The organism is Jeotgalicoccus coquinae (genome assembly GCF_014207425.1).
Classification (GTDB): Bacteria; Bacillota; Bacilli; order Staphylococcales; family Salinicoccaceae; genus Jeotgalicoccus; species Jeotgalicoccus coquinae.
The window spans coordinates 115,208-131,067 of the sequence record NZ_JACHFF010000002.1 but is presented as its reverse complement, the minus strand read 5'-3'; the positions used below and the strand labels follow the sequence as shown (position 1 = coordinate 131,067).

General features: G+C 40.7%; 20 protein-coding genes and 1 riboswitch. Of the genes, 11 read left to right on the top strand and 9 right to left on the bottom strand.

The annotated features are described in order from the left end of the window. The 3 genes from HNR41_RS07195 to HNR41_RS07185 all read right to left on the bottom strand — a co-directional run bounded on the left by HNR41_RS07195 (position 1) and on the right by HNR41_RS07185 (position 2,487). Positions 1–1,401 carry a YfcC family protein gene (locus tag HNR41_RS07195; RefSeq protein ID WP_184283185.1) on the bottom strand — a complete coding sequence of 467 codons (1,401 nt, stop codon included), beginning with the start codon at positions 1,399–1,401 and terminating at the stop codon, positions 1–3. A 189-nt stretch (positions 1,402–1,590) separates the two neighbouring features. Next, entirely contained in the window at positions 1,591–2,283 is a 693-nt protein-coding gene (locus HNR41_RS07190) for a DUF3169 family protein (RefSeq protein ID WP_184283183.1), read from the bottom strand. Continuing rightward, positions 2,284–2,487 carry a helix-turn-helix transcriptional regulator gene (locus tag HNR41_RS07185; protein WP_035809818.1) on the bottom strand — a complete coding sequence of 68 codons (204 nt, stop codon included), beginning with the start codon at positions 2,485–2,487 and terminating at the stop codon, positions 2,284–2,286. A gap of 207 nt (positions 2,488–2,694) precedes the next feature. Here HNR41_RS07185 and HNR41_RS07180 point away from each other — a divergent pair, with 207 nt between their 5' ends. Next, complete coding sequence (locus tag HNR41_RS07180; protein WP_035809817.1) at positions 2,695–3,003, top strand: SMR family transporter; 309 nt, start codon at positions 2,695–2,697, stop codon at positions 3,001–3,003. Positions 3,004–3,015: 12 nt separating this feature from the next. Further along, the gene (locus tag HNR41_RS07175; RefSeq protein ID WP_184283181.1) at positions 3,016–3,357 is read left to right on the top strand and encodes a DMT family transporter; all 342 of its coding nucleotides are present in this window, start codon (positions 3,016–3,018) and stop codon (positions 3,355–3,357) included. A 23-nt stretch (positions 3,358–3,380) separates the two neighbouring features. On the opposite strand, the gene HNR41_RS07170 is transcribed toward HNR41_RS07175, so the two are convergent. The 3 genes from HNR41_RS07170 to HNR41_RS07160 all read right to left on the bottom strand — a co-directional run bounded on the left by HNR41_RS07170 (position 3,381) and on the right by HNR41_RS07160 (position 5,127). Beyond that, the gene (locus HNR41_RS07170; protein WP_184283179.1) at positions 3,381–3,857 is read right to left on the bottom strand and encodes an SRPBCC family protein; all 477 of its coding nucleotides are present in this window, start codon (positions 3,855–3,857) and stop codon (positions 3,381–3,383) included. Positions 3,858–3,870: 13 nt separating this feature from the next. Continuing rightward, complete coding sequence (locus tag HNR41_RS07165; protein ID WP_035809815.1) at positions 3,871–4,224, bottom strand: DoxX family protein; 354 nt, start codon at positions 4,222–4,224, stop codon at positions 3,871–3,873. A gap of 288 nt (positions 4,225–4,512) precedes the next feature. Next, positions 4,513–5,127: a LysE/ArgO family amino acid transporter gene (locus tag HNR41_RS07160; protein WP_184283177.1), complete on the bottom strand. Its 615-nt coding sequence runs from the start codon at positions 5,125–5,127 to the stop codon at positions 4,513–4,515. A gap of 154 nt (positions 5,128–5,281) precedes the next feature. Here HNR41_RS07160 and HNR41_RS07155 point away from each other — a divergent pair, with 154 nt between their 5' ends. From HNR41_RS07155 to HNR41_RS07130, 6 genes are all read left to right on the top strand, one after another. Then, the gene (locus HNR41_RS07155) at positions 5,282–6,499 is read left to right on the top strand and encodes a hypothetical protein (RefSeq protein ID WP_184283175.1); all 1,218 of its coding nucleotides are present in this window, start codon (positions 5,282–5,284) and stop codon (positions 6,497–6,499) included. Then, on the top strand, positions 6,500–7,675 hold the full coding sequence (locus tag HNR41_RS07150; protein ID WP_184283173.1) for a hypothetical protein: 1,176 nt from the start codon (positions 6,500–6,502) through the stop codon (positions 7,673–7,675). After that, positions 7,675–8,580, top strand: a complete 906-nt coding sequence (locus tag HNR41_RS07145) for an ATP-binding cassette domain-containing protein (protein WP_184283171.1) — start codon at positions 7,675–7,677, stop codon at positions 8,578–8,580. Before HNR41_RS07150 ends, HNR41_RS07145 begins: the two co-directional genes overlap by 1 nt. Next, positions 8,567–9,280: a hypothetical protein gene (locus tag HNR41_RS07140; protein ID WP_184283169.1), complete on the top strand. Its 714-nt coding sequence runs from the start codon at positions 8,567–8,569 to the stop codon at positions 9,278–9,280. Before HNR41_RS07145 ends, HNR41_RS07140 begins: the two co-directional genes overlap by 14 nt. Before the next feature lie 65 nt (positions 9,281–9,345). Beyond that, positions 9,346–10,791, top strand: a complete 1,446-nt coding sequence (locus HNR41_RS07135) for an APC family permease (RefSeq protein ID WP_184283167.1) — start codon at positions 9,346–9,348, stop codon at positions 10,789–10,791. A gap of 43 nt (positions 10,792–10,834) precedes the next feature. Then, complete coding sequence (locus HNR41_RS07130; RefSeq protein WP_184283165.1) at positions 10,835–11,179, top strand: DUF488 domain-containing protein; 345 nt, start codon at positions 10,835–10,837, stop codon at positions 11,177–11,179. 24 nt (positions 11,180–11,203) lie between these two features. Here HNR41_RS07130 and HNR41_RS07125 read toward each other — a convergent pair whose 3' ends face one another. Next, positions 11,204–11,752 carry a DUF4256 domain-containing protein gene (locus tag HNR41_RS07125; protein WP_184283163.1) on the bottom strand — a complete coding sequence of 183 codons (549 nt, stop codon included), beginning with the start codon at positions 11,750–11,752 and terminating at the stop codon, positions 11,204–11,206. A gap of 86 nt (positions 11,753–11,838) precedes the next feature. Between HNR41_RS07125 and HNR41_RS07120 the strand changes: the two genes are divergently transcribed. The 3 genes from HNR41_RS07120 to HNR41_RS07110 all read left to right on the top strand — a co-directional run bounded on the left by HNR41_RS07120 (position 11,839) and on the right by HNR41_RS07110 (position 13,469). After that, positions 11,839–12,627: a class I SAM-dependent methyltransferase gene (locus tag HNR41_RS07120; RefSeq protein ID WP_184283161.1), complete on the top strand. Its 789-nt coding sequence runs from the start codon at positions 11,839–11,841 to the stop codon at positions 12,625–12,627. Between the two features lie 34 nt (positions 12,628–12,661). Beyond that, positions 12,662–12,760, top strand: a riboswitch (guanidine-I (ykkC/yxkD leader). A gap of 71 nt (positions 12,761–12,831) precedes the next feature. Continuing rightward, complete coding sequence (locus tag HNR41_RS07115; RefSeq protein ID WP_184283159.1) at positions 12,832–13,155, top strand: DMT family transporter; 324 nt, start codon at positions 12,832–12,834, stop codon at positions 13,153–13,155. Then, the gene (locus HNR41_RS07110) at positions 13,152–13,469 is read left to right on the top strand and encodes a DMT family transporter (protein WP_184283157.1); all 318 of its coding nucleotides are present in this window, start codon (positions 13,152–13,154) and stop codon (positions 13,467–13,469) included. The genes HNR41_RS07115 and HNR41_RS07110 overlap by 4 nt, the downstream gene beginning before the upstream one ends. A 71-nt stretch (positions 13,470–13,540) precedes the next feature. Here HNR41_RS07110 and HNR41_RS07105 read toward each other — a convergent pair whose 3' ends face one another. Further along, positions 13,541–14,530 (bottom strand): NAD(P)/FAD-dependent oxidoreductase, encoded by a 990-nt coding sequence (locus HNR41_RS07105; RefSeq protein ID WP_184283155.1) that lies wholly within the window; start codon positions 14,528–14,530, stop codon positions 13,541–13,543. 124 nt (positions 14,531–14,654) lie between these two features. Further along, positions 14,655–15,836 (bottom strand): MFS transporter, encoded by a 1,182-nt coding sequence (locus tag HNR41_RS07100; protein ID WP_035809803.1) that lies wholly within the window; start codon positions 15,834–15,836, stop codon positions 14,655–14,657. Between the last annotated feature and the right edge of the window lie 24 nt (positions 15,837–15,860).

The following is a 15,860-nucleotide window of genomic DNA, read 5'->3' as shown; positions in this document are numbered from 1 at the left end:
CTAGAATGGACCCCAGTTCATGAAGTATGCAATGATTAGGAACACTGCTCCTACAGAATACCATATTACGAGCAGCGGCCAAATGAATTTAATCCAGTCAGTATATTTAATCTTGGCAATCGCAAGTGCTGCCATAAAGTATCCTGATGTCGGATAGAAGATGTTTGAGAAACCATCACCTAACTGGAAGGCTAATACTGCTGTTTGTCTCGTCATATCCGTTAAGTCGACCAGTCCGACCATAATCGGCATCGTTGCTGCTGCCTGTCCGCTCCCTGAAGGAATCAGGAAGTTAATCAGACCCTGTACAATCATCATCGCGACAGGAACCATAGTTTCAGGAATTGCTGTAATTACCAGGCTCAGGCCGTAAACTACAGTATCCATTATCACACCATCTTCAAGAACTACTGAAATTGCACGTGCAATACCAACAATCAGTGCACCGAGGATAATATTTTGAATACCTTCATTCATCGCTTCAGCAATGCCTGACGGCTTTAAGCCTGCGATAAGTCCGCAGATAATACCAGCAAGCAGGTAGAATCCTGCAAGTTCAATGAAATACCACTGATACTGAAAAATACCAAAAAGCATAAACCCTAACGCAATGATAAACGTCCCTGTAGCGATATATGTACGTGTTGATGGTTCAGGCCGGTCCGTATCATCGTTAATAAACTGAGAGTCATCGACATCATCAGTAATTAACGTTTTAGTCGGATCTTTCTGCACTTTTCTAATATAATTCATAATGAAAAGAATACCGATAATTGTCATTACAGCAAGGATAATCATACGGTAACCGATACCTGAGTAAAGCGGAAGTTCGGCAATCGTCTGTGCTGTACCAAGGTTAGCCGGTGCTGTCAGAGCGATTGTAAAACCGACTACTGTTGCCATAAGCACAGTACCGGTTGCGGCCATCCGGTCATATCCGAGTTTTAAGAACAGCGGCAACAGTGCCGGTAAGAATATAAGAGAGGATTCTATATTCCCTGTTAATGTTACGAATATTGCTAAAGGAATAACGATGGTAGGAATAATCAGCATTCCTTTGTTGCCGAACGAACGGATTAGGAAATTAATAATTAAATCGATAATTCCGGCTTTTTCAATGACTCTGAAGAGTGCACCGATAGCCATAATACCGAAAATAATTGCAATGGTCTGTTCAACACCGCGCGGTATTGCAGTCATAAACTCAAGAATACCAACCGGGCTCTGTTCGACGAAGCTGAAGGTATCCGGAATGATTACAGAACGTCCATCAATATCCTGACGGTCATAGGAACCTGACGGAACTATGTAGGTCGCAATGGCGGAAATTGTAATCAGAGCAAATAGAATTACGTAAATATGAGGCATAACAAATTTCTTATTTTTTTTCTTCGTAGTCATAAATTAAAACCCTCCCGAATTGTTTTGATGTAAAGCAATCTATTGCATAAATGCCATTATACACAAAATATTCAGAATTATTAATAGAAATTAAATTTAGGTTGATTATTTCAATAAAATTATAAAAACAGGAAACTAATTTTCCAATACAAAAAAGCCCCTGCATACTTGCGGGGACTTTCAGTTAATCTATTTTTCTCTGATTTCATATGAGTATTTAAGCTGACTTATAATCATAATTAAACCGATGATTACAATACTGAAAATCTGTGATTCATCTGTAACGAATGAGTAAAATATCATCATAATCATTGCGAAAAATAACAGCATTGATGTGAGTGTCCATGAGCTGTACAATGCTTTAGTCATAATAAATAATTCACCTTCATCTGAAGCAGCGAGCAGTTTCTGGTTGTATTTTTTATCGCCGGGTTCAGGTAAATCTTTATCCGGATAAATTATATTAATAAGTGCCGATGCCTGCAGATTCATAAAGCCTGATATGAACAGTAATATTATCGTGAATCCGACAAGCCACGGGTTTTCAGCAGCCATCGTTTGAATAGCCAGTGCTATAAGTGACAGTACAAGCGGCACAGCAGTAGTGACTGTAATTATATTAAATGCATTGTAGCTGTATACATCAAAATCATCTTCGTTCATTGTGCGGTTTTTATCGTTAGTCAGTTTGATGAGTTTTCTGCGGCGTATAAATGCATAGATCAGCAGTGCGGCAGCGAGAACAATCATCACGATACTCAGCCAGTAGTATATAACTTCTAAAGTAGCATCTGTATTTCTGCCGTAAAGGAGTTCCAGTGTCAGATAACCGGCAGCAAAACCGATTGTACCATACAGAATTATTTTCAATGTGAATTTCATTTATAACTCCTCCTCGTCGAATATAAAAATACTCTCGATTGGTTCGTTAAATATTTTAGCCATACGTTTTGCTATTAGCAGCGACGGGATATACTCTTCACGTTCGATTAAGCTGATCGTCTGCCGTGATACTTTAGCAAGCTTTGCGAGCTGGGTCTGGTTTAAACTGTCTCTCGCACGAAGTTCGCGTAATCTTGTTCTCATATCTTCACCCTCGCTTCGAATTTTTCAGTGACATATATATCTGTATTTATAATGTAACATTTATTTGTCTTTTTGACAATTATAGTTGCCAAAAAGGATGAAATATTTGTCATTATATATTTTATAAAGGTGTATAAAATGACAGATGGTATAGTGTCATGGGAAGATTAAAGAAAGAAGAGCTTTATATTTTAAGAGGTGAATACATTGGGACTGGTTTATTTAGCAGGTGCAATTATATCGGAAGTTTTTGGCTCCAGCATGATGAAATTAACAGCGGTAAATAATTCCAAAAAAGCGATTATCGGCATCGTTGCCGGTTATATGTTTGCATTTTATATGCTGTCACTGGCATTGATTACACTGCCGCTCAGCTTTGCCTACGCGGCATGGAGCGGTGTCGGTACGATGTTGACTGCCATTATCGGCTTTGCTGTATTTAAAGAAGAAATCCGGCCAACGACGGTTGCCGGCATAATATTATTAATTATCGGTTTGATATTGATGAGAGTATAGGGAGGTGCTGTCATGAGAGCGGCATTATTTTTAATGGGAGCAATAACGTTTGAAGTGACGGGAACAACGCTGCTTAATTTATCGAATGGATTTACAAACACAACACCTACAGTTATTATGCTGATTTGTTTCGGGTTATCATTTACATGTTTAATCGGTGCACTTAAAACAATCCCGCTGAGCATTGCATACAGCGTATGGTCGGGACTTGGTACAGCAGGAGCAGGGATTATCGGTGTATATTTGTTTAATGAGCATCTGTCGACAGTAAATATTATCGGCTTGGGCGTTATAATTCTCGGGGTCATTGTGATGAATATATCTAACAAAGATAAAGAAGAAACTGCACAATAATAAAGGATAATGACATATTGTCATTATCCTTTATTATATAAGTTCAGGTTTTTTTCGATTTCTTTTTGAATTGCTTCAAACTGCTGTTCATCCATTTCCGGCGCTTCGCGGTCTTCAGCAATATCTTTAATACTTTTTACTTTGAACTGCCAGCCCGCAAAGTCGCGTGCGGCATGTTCGAACGATACAGGCAGCCGTTCATTCAGGACAAGCTGTGAACCTTCTTCCTGAGCTTCCAGCAGTATTTCCACTTCGCCATCTGCCCATGTAAAGTGAATAAAGTTCGGGTTCTCATAACGTAAGATGTCCATCTCTTCAAATACGTCTTTTTCCAGCTGGAAAAGCATCCGCTCAGTGCCTTTGAACGACAGTTCCGGGAACCATTTCTGGATTCCTTTAGTCGTTCCAAGTGACGGAAAAATATTCTCGGGAGTATTATCAATCCGAATCATCACTTTCTGATATACATGGTTATCTTTCGTATGATATGAAGTCTGCATTTAAATTACCTCTTTATAATTTATTTACCATTTTAATGAGAACGAACTGCAGCGGGACTCTTGCCCATAACAGCGGTTTCGGTACATCAATACTGCCGAGCGGCAGTGCATTCTGAGCCATATAAATATTTGCAGGAAGCACGAGCATCAGAAAACTGTTGATTGCAGATTTCATAATACTTCCCGGGCGTTTGATAACCAGCAGGAAGCTGATTATCAGTTCTGCGACCCCGCTTGCTTTAACGATAAAGTCTTTAAACGGCAAGTAATGCGGAACAATATTTTTAAATCCTTCAGATCGTGTAAAGTGTGCGACACCTGCGATACCGAAAACAGCCGCAAGTATTAGTCTCATAATAGTTTTCATATTACGTCCTCTTTCCTTTTTGGAAGTGATACTTGTATTTACCCTGAATAGGTCGTGAAAAACTCAATTATTTAGTATAAACGGTGATGCTTTTAATTTTCTCATCTTTTTTATGGCTTTCAAAAGCGATAAAATATGCAGCCTGATACATCTCACCGTCTGAGGTAACAGCTGTTTCTGCAGCGCCTTCCTTGCCGTGAGTCAGAATGCTGTTGATCTCAAGCGAGCTGATTGTTTTATCAGGTAAGGGAATACTTAGACTCCAGTCTTCGCCGGACAGTTCTTCAGTTAAATCATTTTTATAATATTAATGAGAATAAAGCACGCAATAATGAAGATGACGACAGCTGATATTTTATTAATATATAAAGTGATTTTACCATCGGTATCGATGCTGCCGAGTACTCTGCCGAGCAGTACGAGAATGATAAAAGCGAGCCACGAGACGGCGATGCAGGATATGGTGAAGACGATAAGCGCATTGTCTGTATATGCAGTTGAGTTGGTGCCGATAATACCTGCAGTGTCGAGAATTGCATGCGGATTTAATAAAGATACCGACAATGCATAGGCAATCTGTTTATAAGGCGAAAGTTTTACCGGCGCCTGTGCAGTTTCCGCTTTAGTAAACCACAGTGATATTGACATATAAGTTAAAAATATAAAACCGATAATATACATGCCGAGCTGCAGTGCAGGCACGGATAAAATAATTAGTGAAACACCTGCCACTGAAAGTACAATCAGTAGTGTGTCGCTGAGTCCTGCAGCAATAACTGCCGGCAGGGCATGAATGAAATTTTTATGGTTGGCACCCTGATTAATAAGGAAAACATTCTGGGCTCCCGGCGGAAGTATAAGTCCTGCTGAAAGAATAAAGCCGTGAAGAAAAGCAGTAAGCATTTATGAGTTCTCCTGACTGTAATTAAGTAAACTAAGAATAATATAATTCTATGGGACATACAACAAAGAATCTCTGAATTAGTTTGTAAATTATGGGAGCGTTTTCTATAATAGTTATAAATGCCTCAGAATAAATTGCAGATGGAGATGGCCAATGTTTAAAATCGTGTTTTTGGAAACATTTAAAAAGATATACCGTAATAAAAAGAACAGATTAATATTTTTACTGGCTTTTCTCGGCATCATACTGTATTCATTTATATATTTGCCCAACCTCAATAATCCGCTGACAATCGATACGGATGAACTGACTCTGGAAACAGAATCGGCGTACGGTATGAAAGAAAGCAGGCTGGACTCAGGTGATATTGCAGTCAACAGTTTTACAGGTGTCGATACATACAGTCTCGCGAAGTACGATTATGAATATAACTTTAAGTATTATGATGCGCTGCAAAAAGGCGATGTATCAAGGCTGCTGGAACTGAAAAGCGGCAATGGTGTACCTCTCTTCACACAGGCAGCGTTAAAAGATTACGCCGAACAGAAACATTCCGGACAGTTTCTGGAAATGGATTTTGAAAGAATGGTTATCGAAAGCAATCTCTCAGCACTTCGGGATATAGAAAATCCGACTACACATGAATTTAACGGCAAGACTGGAATTCAGCAGCTGTACTCATTTTTCTTAAACTACGGACCATTAATTATTTTATTTATAACTATTTTTACAGCAAGTGAAGTACTGGTCGATGACCGGAAGCATCATACTTTAAAGGCGGGACAGCCATTGGGTTGGAGAAAATACATATTTTATCAGTCACTGTCGGTGTTCTTCATTATTATGTCCGGCTTTGCTGTACTGCTCGCGTTTTTCTTCCTGCTGATCTCACTGCTTTACGGTTTTGGAGATTTTTCACTTGCGAACACACATTACGAATTCAATGGAGGCTATCGTGCAGGTGAAGAGAACTTCTTTACTGAGCCGATTACTGCTTTCATTATGCAGTCGCTGATTATAACGGCAGTACTCGTATATTTATTTATCCGTTTAAATGCAGCGCTCTCATTAGTATTCAGGCATGATGTAATCGTGATGATTGCAGGATTTGTAATCGTTGCATTTAACAGACTGTACAGCGGCGGAGGCGAAGACCGTTTTCTCGGTATCGGAGCTCATTTATTTCCGCAGAACTACTTTGAGTTTGGAAATATTTTAAGCGGCCGGCAGAACTTTTTAACGCTGTCGAATAACTTTACTTTTGAAACCGGTCTGATTGTCCTTACCGTTACAATTATTATTACCGAAATCATACTTGGAATTCTTGCCGGCTGGATGACCCGTCAGAAGTTCGCAAGGCAGGTGGATTAAATGAAACTGTTTAAATGGGACTTTCTTAAAATTATAAGAGACTGGAAAGTAAGAATACTGCTGGTGTCGCTGTTTCTTTTCCTCGCAAGCTACTCGGCGTTCTATCAGGATCGTTCACCTGCACTGCCGCTCGACGAACTGCGCAGTGAATATGAAGATACTCAGCAGATTTTCCATGCAATTCCCCAAAATCATTTCGAAACAAAAACCGGGCAGAAAGTATACGATAAACTTGCGCGCCAGCAGAGCATTATCGGTATGCAGCGTTATATTTTAGGTGAGCAGGAAGGGAATACTGTAGAGGGGCTGGAGAACGTCGTCAGCGATTATGTTGATCAGGGCCTCGAACTTGCAGAAAACCGTCTGTACTTCTACGAAGCGGATGATTTTGAATCACAGGAACTGCTGCTGTCATTTATGCCGAGTGAGCAGGATATTAAAAATGAGCTTAAGTTTTTAACTTATTTAAAAGAGAATAATGTCGATATTGACTGGAATCCTTTATCGCCGTCACTTGTGCTTTTTAATTTAATCAATATAGTTTCCGGCATCTTTATATTTATAATTGCAGCGATATTCGGTGCGGATCGTTTCTCGAAAGACCAGGAGTCGAACTGGAGTATTTCCCAGGGAATACCGTATTCATGGGCACATCAGTGGAGGCAGCGGACGTTTATCAGCTGGGGGCTGATCTGGATTATTACACTTGCCGGAATCGGGCTGTCGTATTTTTTCAGTACACTGCTGGCTGACAGCGGAACATTGAATTACCCGGTGCCGCTGTATGCAGGTGAAGAGACGGTGTATATCAGCATCATGGAATATGCGGCCATTGCACTGCTGCTTACAATGGGACTGAGTTATATTATCGTTAAGCTGTCCACCGGTTTGTCATGGGTGTTTAGAAATATCTATCTGACGATTACAATCGTTGTTGCGGTATTTTATTTGCCGTATGTTTTCGCACTCACAGGCCCTGCTGCGAGCTGGAATCCGTTCCTGTATCTGCAAATTATTCCAGTGCTGGAAGGCTCATGGGGATCATTAAAAGATGTCACAATTACGAAGCTGATTATCAGCCTTGGCATCTTGTATATAATCGTTGAAGTTCTGTTTTACTTTATCTTTAAACTGATACCGACGCGTACAGGGAAGCTCGAAAGGAGAAGAAACTAATGTCATTGACAGTCAGAAATTTAACTATTAATTACGGTACGAACACAGTGCTTAAAGAAGTAAATTTTAATATCCCGGATAATACGATTATCGGTCTCGTTGCGCCGAACGGTACGGGGAAAACGACGTTATTTAATGCGATTATCCGTTTTATTCCGATTAACTCCGGAGAGATTTTAATCGATGATAAAGTTTATAAAAACACGACTGGGGATGTTAAAGCCCTGCACAGTAAAATTACGTTTTTCCCGGATCAGGCGGAGCTTTATGAAGACTTCTCGGGAGTTGAACATATAGAGATGTACCGGGACATATGGAATCCCGGCAGCAGCAATATTGATGCAGTTATCAGCCGTCTGAACATGAAAGATTATGTAAAAAATAAAGTGAAAACATATTCACTCGGGATGAGACAGAGACTGTGTTTTGCGATGATGATTGCTGCCGATACGAAAATTATGTTTATGGATGAAATTATGAACGGCCTGGATCCGGTGAACGTTGAGCTCGTGAGCTCGGTGCTACAGGAAATTAAAGAAGACGGTAAGATTATTATCGTAGCATCCCACCTGCTTGAAAACCTGGATGACTACGCGGATCAGATTTATTTCCTGAACGAGCAGAGCATCTATTACACATACGACAGGGAAGAATCTCACAGAGAGTATGTGAAAGGGTATATTTCAGAAGATAAATTAAAGCATCTGGACCTTAAAGCAGGCACACTGTATCTTGACGGCGACCGTATATGCATTCCTGCGGATAATATGTCTGAAAAGGAAGTGTTTGAAACGATGTGTACATTAAAACAGTACAGCCGTGCTGAAGTATCGCTGGGTGCCCTCGGTACACACGAGCATTATCTGCGTATTTATAAAGGAGAGAGAAGCTATGAAACGGTTTAGTGTTCTGCTTCCTTTTGTCCTGCTTTTAACGGGCTGCAGTTTTAACGGCATTATGAGTGAATCTTATGATGGAGAAAAAATAACAACAGATAAAGAAGCAGTAAAAGCTTTTGAAGAAGAAAATCTGTTAAAAACTGACGGACTGGAATCCCGTTATGCTTTCTTAAACAGTAATACAGAATTTACCGGTATCACCGGCGGGGCGGAGATTACATTGGAGCCGGGAGAGTATATGACCGGTGAAGAGATTGCACCTGGCCGCTACATTGCTTCAACGGAAAATGCTTCGGCCATTGTTGTATATGATGAAGACGATATCAGGATTTTGGAAACCGCACTGAACAGCTACAATACTGAAGTTGTACTGGAACTGGAGGAAGGTTTTCGTGTTGAGTATGTTACAAGACGGGGGAATATTTTACTTGAACCTTTAACAGAACAATTTGAAACGAAGATTCCGGCAGGTATTCATACTGTCGGTGATAATATTGAAGCGGGGGAATATACGCTTTATACGGATGAACTGCCTGTTAAGCGGAGTGATTCTGAAGGCGAAGTATATATGAATACTGAAGGTATGAGCAGCTTTTATGCTGCAGATCCGGATGCTGAACTGAATCCGGAATCCGGTATTCAGATAATGCTGAATGAAGGAGATACTATCATTTCAGAGCACCTGGTCATTCTTGAAAAGGACTAGCCGGCGTACTTTCACTATGCGATACTTATTCACAAGAATAAATAGACAAATTGGGAGTTGGGAATATGTCTGCTGATCATCAGACGAGAACGGAACTGGATCATACGATGTCGAAACGATTTATATGGGCGATAGCTTATGGTTCATCGATCGGCTGGGGAGCATTTATTTTACCCGGAGACTGGCTGATTTCATCAGGTACACTTGGAGCAACACTCGGTATTACCATCGGCGGTCTGTTAATGCTGATTATTGCAGTGGGATATGGTGCATTGACAGCTAAATTCCCTGTATCGGGCGGAGAATTTGCATTTACATACGCCGGATTCGGGAAAGTCAGTGCATTTATCGCGGCATGGTTTTTAGTTTTAGGTTATATATGTGTCGTTGCACTGAATGCGAGTGCGTTCAGTCTGCTATTTAAATTCGTACTGCCGGACTTTTTGGAAATTGGCTATTTGTATACGATTGCAGGCTGGGACGTTTATATTATGGAAGTTGTACTGTCTTCTGCGATACTTGTCGTATTCGCATTAATCAGTATGAAAGGTTCGGGGCTGTCAGGGAATCTGCAGTTTATATTCTGCATGTTCATGGCACTTGTTGTCTCGGGATTGTTCGTTGCATCATTCTTCTCCGGGGAGTTCGCGTTGCAGAATGCAGAGCCGCTGTTTAATAATGAAGCCGGCATATGGACTTCAATTATTTTAATCGTTGCGATTGCACCATGGATGTATGTCGGTTTCGATAATATTCCGCAGGCAGCTGAAGAGTTTAAATTCAGCGCGGATAAAACATTTAAACTAATTGTGTTTGGAATTATCGCATCTATTTTAACTTACGTTGCAATGATTTTAGTAACATCCTGGATTTATCCGGATCAGAACTCAATGGATGGAGCAGTATGGGTGACAGGTTCTGTTATTCAGTCATCGATGGGAACCGTCGGAATGGTGTTCCTGGCATTCGCGATTTCATTTGGTATATTTACGGGACTTAACGGTTTCTACATGTCATCTTCCAGACTGATTTTCGCAATGGGGCGTGCAAACTTTGTACCGGCTGTCTTTGCGAAGGTACATAAGAAAAATAAAACACCTCACTACGCAGTGCTGTTCGTACTGATTGTATGTTTAATTGCACCGTGGCTTGGAAGAACGGCATTAAGCTGGATTGTGGATATGTCTTCTGTAGGTGTATCTGTTGCATTCCTGGCAACGAGCGCAGTATCAGTGAAGTTTTTCAGTGCGAGAGAACACCGTAATATGGTCTATGTAATATTCGGCGGACTTGGAGTAATCATTTCACTGGTCTTTCTTGTACTGCTGTTATTCCCGGGTTCACCGGCAGCATTAACAGCACCGTCATACTATGCACTGCTGGCATGGACAGTACTTGGTTTAATCTTCCTTGCAGTGAAATATAAGACATTAAAATCAATGACCAAAGAAGAACTGGATTATATGATTTTAAATAAAACAAGGGAAGAAGCAATGCATGAAAAGAAATAACACGGGTATAGAATAATATATTATATTGTCCGGAGATGATTTCATGTTGAAATTGAAACGTGTTTATGATGATGTTTCACAGCAGGACGGCAAGCGTATTTTAGTGGACGGAATATGGCCGCGCGGCGTTAAAAAAGAAGATTTGGAACACGACGGATGGTATAAGGATATCGCACCTTCTGCGGATTTAAGAAAATGGTTTGACCATGATCCTGATAAGTGGGAAGAGTTTAAAAAGAAATACAGGAAAGAATTAAAAAATCAAAAAGAACTGGTTAATCAGATTAAAAAGGATTCTGACGGTCACAATGTCACATTATTATATGCGGCAAAAGATACAGAACATAATCAGGCAGCGGTGATAAAAGAATATATTGAAGAAAAATAAAAGACGGCATCTGCCGTCTTTTTCTTATATTTTTAACTTTCCTCTGAAACCCCGGGCACTGTAATATGAATCGGCACCGTTATGGTACAGAAATACTGTGTTGTACCGTTTGTCGCAGAAAAGTGCGCCGCCGAGATCTCTAATATCAGCAGGTGTAGCAACCCAGCTTGAAGACTTCAGATCAAAGTCGCCGAATTGCTGCAGTGTTCTGTAATCACCTTCTGTCAGCATTTCAAAACCGATTTCCTTAACCAGATCCATCGCTGAGTTTTCAGGTTTATTCTTTTTCCTTTTTTCCAGTGCAGCTCTGTCATAACAGACGCTGCGGCGTCCTTTTGGACTTTCTTTGGCACAGTCTGCGAAGTAGAGTTCCCCGTCCATTTCGATAACGTCAGGTTCACCTTCAGTCGATTCCATATTATGAAGTACAGCAAGCTGCTTGTCACTGAGCCTGGCAGCGACATCATTAAATTCAATGTTTTCATGACGTTCTTTGTGAGTATTGAAACGGGATTCAAGTGTGTTCAGAAGTTCCTCTTTTTCTGCTTTGGTAAGTTTCTTCTTTATTGTCATAATCCATCCTCCGTTTATCTTATTTAATTTAATAGTACCATGGTAAACTATACTGATAAACAATTTATACAGAACGGGGAAAGACGATGATAGTTACAACAGGCGGCAGATATAATGAGATTACACTGCAGAAAGCGAAGGATATCGCCGGGCGTTACGAACTGGAATTCATAATGCGCAAAAAGCGCTCTGTCAAAGAGTTGAAAGAGCGTTATGATGACGATATACTGGTCGTCGGAAATGATGAATTAAGTATTTCAACAATTTCCAATGACGGGTCTGTTAAATACCATCCTAACTTTTCGATGGTGCGTGCAAAAAGATTATTAAATAATGAACACGATGCTCTTGTTGAGGCAGCGGAACTGAAAGCGGGGATGTCATTTTTAGACTGTACGATGGGGCTCGGCGCAGACAGTGTTATTGCTGCAATGACCGTAGGACCGGCAGGGCAGGTCACTGCACTGGAGCACAGCTTTATATTGTATCTGCTGACTAAAGAAGGTCTCGTCTCATATAATGCAAACAACGATAGTATTAACCGGGCAATGAGAAGTGTGGAAGCACTTTATGTTAATCATGAAGAATATTTAAAAAGATTGCCTGATAACAGTTTTGATATTGTATATTTTGATCCGATGTTCGGTGAGGAAATCAGTAATTCGCAAAGTCTGCGGACAATTACGTCAGTCACAGATACAGAAACACTGTCTGAAATTGCAATCGAAGAAGCGAAACGTGTAGCATCAAAAAAGGTTGTTTTGAAAGACCATTTCAGAAGTTCCCGATTTGAACAATTCGGCTTTAAACAACAGATCAGAAAGACGAGCAAAGTGCATTACGGTGTAATCAGCACAAACGTGCAGGTTGACTGAGGAGAAATAATAAATTATAGTGTAGATAACTGAATAAGAAGTTCTCTAGGGTTCCGTTAAACTATTTAAGTCTGGACCGAGAGAGAACGCTGGAGTGATTTCCAGTACACGGAAGGATAAAAGCCTGGGAGAGTAACGAAAGTTATTCTTCCGGGCTTTTTTTATTCTCAATTCTTATAAATTTTAAAAATAGGAGTTTATTTTATGTGGTTATTAGTAATTATTGCAGCGATGTTTGAAATTGGCTGGGCGACCGGATTGAAGTATGCAGATTCATGGTTTGAATGGAGTCTGACAGTTATTGCAATTATTGTCAGCTTCGGGCTTCTCGTATATGTTTCGACGAAAATGCCTGCGAGTACAGTGTACGCGGTATTTGTTGGAATCGGTGCGGTAGGTACAGTGCTCGTTGATATTATTGTTTTTGACGGTGCGTTTAATATCGGAATTATTATATTTGTGGCACTGCTCGTATTCGGAGTTATCGGATTGAAAACAGTGACGGATCATGAGGAGGATGCTAAATGAGCTGGATTATATTAATACTTGCGGGTCTGATGGAAGTAGCCGGTGTGACAGGAATGTCATTAATCGGACAGGGTAAAAAACTGAGCGGCTGGCTGACACTTCTTATCGGTTTTCCGATTAGTCTGGCACTCCTTGGTACAGCGATGGAAACAATTCCTTTAGGTGTTGCGTATGCCGTATGGACAGGAATCGGAACAGTGGGCAGTGCGTTAATCGGTATTATCTTTTACAGAGAATCAGCGAGTTATAAACGGGTGATGTACTTATCGATGATAGTTATTGCAGTTATCGGATTACGGCTGGTGACAGGCTAACAAAAGCCGGAGGTTTCACATGAAACAATTAAAAAACGGCTGCATATTATTTATGCAGCCGTTTTTTTATATTAGTCCTGCTTAAACACGCTCGTACTGTGTTTAGGCTGAACGCGTGATTTCGGATCGTAAGAAGATTTAGCATATGAGATTGCTACCGGCGCTTCACCGAAGCCTGTTGCAATCAGTTTAACTTTACCTTCGAACGTCGTTATATCGCCTGCAGCAAAGATGCCCGGGATGTTTGTTTCCATATGAGGGTTAACTTTAATCGAGTTCTTTTCAAGTTCAAGGCCCCATTCTTTTAATGGTCCAAGCGACGAAATGTTACCGAAGTTAACGATAAGCTGATCTGCTTTAATCACTTCTTCAGTACCGTCTTTTGAAGTCAGTACCAGTTCATCAATCTGTCCGTTTTCACCTTTAATCTCCGTAACATTCAGTGATGTCTTAACATTAACCGGAGAATCCATAACTTGCTGTACACTTGTTTCATGTGCTGTAAATCGGTTGCGTCGGTGTACAAGTGTTACTGATTTAGCCAGTTCCTGAAGCATCAGTGACCAGTCCAGTGCAGAGTCTCCGCCGCCGAGGACAACTACATCTTTATCTCTGAATTTCTCAAGGTCTCTGACTGCGTACTGCAGTGATGTGCCTTCGAAATCAGCTTCGTTATCCAGGCCGATTTTACGCGGCTGGAAAGCACCGACGCCTGCTGTAATTAAAATTGTTCTTGTAAGATACTCACCTTTATCAGTTTTTAAAATAAAGTGGTCATCTTCACGTTCGTATGACTGTACAGTTTCTCCGAGGTGAAGTTCAGGTTCAGCATACTGCGCTTGTGAAACCAGGTTTGATACTAAATCTTTCGCCAGGATTTTCGGGAAACCGCCAACATCATAAATATATTTATCCGGATATAATTCCATTAATTGTCCGCCGAGCTCGGGCAGACTATCTATCAGTCTTACAGACATTTGTCTCATGCCCGCATAAAAAGTAGAGAATAAACCAGTAGGACCTCCACCGATTATCGTTACATCTACAATTTCGTCTTTCATGAATATAACCCTCCAGTAATATACGAAAAATGTTTTTATATTTTCATTCCATTAAACATTATTACACAAGCCGCAATGAAAATAAAAGTGTTTGGCATGCTGAAACGTCGCTGTGAGGCGTAATTCAGACTTTCGAATGACGTTGGCCCGTCCGCGGATCGCGCCAGAAAAATACGGTAATAAGAAATCCGATAACAAGAATGATTGCACTGAAGTAGTACGGATAGTCCAGATTCATATCGAACAGTATACCTGCGATAACAGGACCAATAACATTTGCAAGTGACGTAAAGAACGAGTTCATCCCTCCGGCAAAGCCCTGATTATCTTCAGCGATATGCGATAGGAATGTTGTGACCGCAGGTCTTATCAGATCAAAACCTATAAAAATCACAAACGCCACAGCCATGACACCCCAGTATGATTCGAGGAAAGTCATAGCGAAAACGAGAACGGCTGTATATATAATCGAAACCCTTATAATATTCAGTTCGCCATAGCGTCGGGTCAGCGGCTCAAACAGTACAATCTGTGCGAATGTACCGATGATTGCACCGCCTGCAATAGCAATGGCAATATCTGTCGGTGTAAATCCGAGTTTGCGGTCGAAGTACAGACTGAAGAATGATTCAAATGCTGCAAGACCGAATGATGAGACAAATATAACGAGAAAAGCAATGAAGAATATTGGTGTAAATACTTTTTTGAAATTACTCGTTGTGACTTCTGTTTTATCTGCGGCAACTTCTTTAAGATTCTTCGGCTCTTCCAGCATAAACACTGATAACAATGCACTGATTAAACCGAGCACTGCTGCAACGAAGAACGGCAGGCGTGTTGAAACTTCAGCCAGCACACCGCCGATTCCGGGCCCGATAATGAATCCAAAGTTAATTGCAGCAGTCATATAACCGAGAGAACGTGCACGGTTTCTGACGGTTGTTATATCGACGATAAATGCAGTAACCGCCGGCATAATAAATGCCCCGGCCAGTCCGCCGAGCATACGGGAAACAAACAATACCTCGATGGTTTTACCGAGACCAAATAACAATTCGGAAAATGCGAAAATAAACAGGCCGATAACGATAGCAATTTTACGGCCGAACTTATCTGCAGCACGTCCTGTGAATGGTGAGAAAATAAGCTGTGTAAAAGCAAAGGCAGCGGTTAAGTAGCCGACTTCGGCACCGCTGATATCCAGTTCATTCATAATTGACGGCAGAACCGGTATGACAAGACTTATTCCTAGAAAAACAAGGAAAACACTGCTATATAATAAATAGAGTTGATATTTTTTCTTCATGATAACTGCACCTTCTTACATTTT